This is a genomic window from uncultured Cyclobacterium sp. (assembly GCF_963976465.1).
In the GTDB taxonomy this organism is placed as follows: domain Bacteria; phylum Bacteroidota; class Bacteroidia; order Cytophagales; family Cyclobacteriaceae; genus Cyclobacterium.
In genome coordinates this window covers 1-2148 of the sequence record NZ_CAXBOC010000683.1, presented here as the reverse complement: position 1 = coordinate 2148, position 2148 = coordinate 1, and the positions used below count along the sequence as shown (strand labels likewise).

General features: G+C 37.8%; 3 protein-coding genes. 2 read left to right on the top strand and 1 reads right to left on the bottom strand.

What is annotated here, in order from left to right; translation table 11 throughout:
• Both AAC037_RS23840 and AAC037_RS23835 read left to right on the top strand, forming a co-directional pair.
• Positions 1-692 (top strand): CocE/NonD family hydrolase C-terminal non-catalytic domain-containing protein (locus AAC037_RS23840; RefSeq protein ID WP_339906148.1); only part of this gene is annotated, 692 nt, incomplete at its 5' end.
• Between the two features lie 180 nt (positions 693-872).
• Positions 873-1388 carry a redoxin domain-containing protein gene (locus AAC037_RS23835; protein ID WP_339906146.1) on the top strand — a complete coding sequence of 172 codons (516 nt, stop codon included), beginning with the start codon at positions 873-875 and terminating at the stop codon, positions 1386-1388.
• A gap of 53 nt (positions 1389-1441) precedes the next feature.
• Here AAC037_RS23835 and AAC037_RS23830 read toward each other — a convergent pair whose 3' ends face one another.
• On the bottom strand, positions 1442-1741 hold the full coding sequence (locus AAC037_RS23830) for a hypothetical protein (protein ID WP_339906144.1): 300 nt from the start codon (positions 1739-1741) through the stop codon (positions 1442-1444).
• Between the last annotated feature and the right edge of the window lie 407 nt (positions 1742-2148).

Here is a 2148-nt window from a genome sequence, read left to right as displayed (position 1 = left end):
AAAATGATGTAGAAAATGATGCCAGGGTTTGGATTGTTCGTGAAAATGACCCTCATGAAAAGCCAACGCCCTACGATGCATTTCCAAATCCTGCTGCTTCTATGGTAAGACTTTACCTAAATGGAAATGCACCGGGTAGGGGAAGCCTGGCTTTGGTGAATACCAATAGCCGGAAAGTTGAAACCTTAGAAGATAATTATTCTTTTGATGGTGCAAGCCTTGCCCAGGCAGAGCGTACCAATCACCGACTAATTTATCTTACCCACGAGCTAAAGGAGGATATTCACCTATCCGGTACCCCAGAGATTTCCATTAAGCTTTCTTCAAGTAAGCCGGCTGCCAATTTATCTGTTTGGCTGGTCTCACTGCCTTGGAACACCGCCAAAAATGCTAAAATTACTGACAATATTATTACCAGAGGCTGGGCTGATCCTCAAAACCATTCCTCAGAGCGGAAAGGAAAACCATTGAAACCGGGAAAATTCTACTCCATGAGCTTTCCTTTACAACCCGATGACCAAATTATCCCCAAGGGACAAAAAATAGCTTTGATGATTTTTTCAAGTGACAAAGAATTTACAGTTTGGCCCAAACCAGGAACTGAAATAACTGTAGATTTGGAAAATACGTTTTTGAAATTACCGGTAGTGGGTGGACCAAAAGCTTTAGAAAGCAGTTTATCCCAACCCTGAATCATTTTGTTTCAAAGTTTTACTAAACCTTGAAATTGTTGTTTGCGTTTGAAAAATAGTCGTGGGTAGAGATTGGCCTGCAGGTTTTTTCAATGTTTGAACCCAAAAAAATCACAAGCAGCCTATCCTAACCAATTAGCTTATTGAGTAAATCCTTAAGAAAACAAATCAAACAAAACCATGAAAACACAAATACTAGCAATACTATTCTTATTCTTAATATCTAACAGTTTATTGGCCCAAGAAAAGGTAAAAGACTTTTCTCTTCCGGCGGTTGGAGATGAAAAGCCATTTGTTTTAAGCGAAGCAAAAGGAAAATACGTTGCCCTGCATTTTCTACTTAAAACAGAATGCCCCTATTGTATTAGGCATACCAATGATTATGTTGAAAAAACCGCTGGGTTGAAGGATGTAATCCAGGTATTTATAAAACCCGATACTGACGAAGAAATTTTGTCTTGGGCAGAAAATCTGGATGAAGACAGTTTTACAATTTATAGAGATGTAGACGCCCAATTGGCAGACGAGTTGGGCGTTCCGGGAGGATATTCCTTCCACAATCAATTGGTTCATTATCCGGCTTTAATTTTAATTGGGCCCGACGGCAAAGAAGTGTACAGGTATATAGGAAAGAAGAATTCTGATCGATTGTCTGTCAAAAAGTTTATGGCAGTATTGGAAGGATTGCGAAAATAACTTTTCTTATAGTTGCATATGAAGTAGTCGGGTAGTGGGTTTTATGGCTATTTCTATAAGCTGTTGCTTACTATTAAACTTAGCAGTACCAAATTGATAAGCAATCGAAATATTCCCAAAAAAATGGCTTTCTTTAAGTGATCGACCAAGTGTCTTTTTACAATGCTTAGGTATACGATCAATGCTATTAGTAGAATGTTGTAAACGGTAATGCTGATTACCAAATAATCGTACCATATCGGAAGCTGTAATCGATAGAATACCCCATAAAGCACATAAATCAACATGGTTAATGTACTGCTACGCGTATTCCATTTGTACAAGACTTCTCTGTTAATCTCTCCTCTAAACATTCGCCTTTTTTATCTTTTCAATCCATTGCAAGCATCCCAAAGCAGGGGGTAATCGCCTGCTTTTGCTTTGCACACTAATACCAAGGTAAATTATGAATTTTGAAGAGGATTATAATTAATTATTTCAGGAAGTTGAAAAGCCATAATTTATGAAAAGTAGATCATGGCTACCGGGAGGGCGGATGGTAGCGAACAAACTTAGGATTATTAAGTACCGATGATTTTGCGAAAAGTGAAAGTCTTTTTTGCGATTAGCGAATTTCTGCATCAACTGATGTTAAAGGAAAGGATCTAAAAACCTATACTATCTACCACCAAAATTTGCTTTAGTAATTTCCTATCAAAAAAATCAAAACCCCTTCCTTACAGTTAAGTAGGGAAGGGGTTTTTTACTATTTTTTAGGGAC

Coding starts and splice junctions, on each gene's coding strand:
- AAC037_RS23835 (WP_339906146.1), top strand. CDS start 873: ATGAAAACACAAATACTAGCAATACTATTCTTATTCTTAATATCTAAC.
- AAC037_RS23830 (WP_339906144.1), bottom strand. CDS start 1,741: ATGTTTAGAGGAGAGATTAACAGAGAAGTCTTGTACAAATGGAATACG.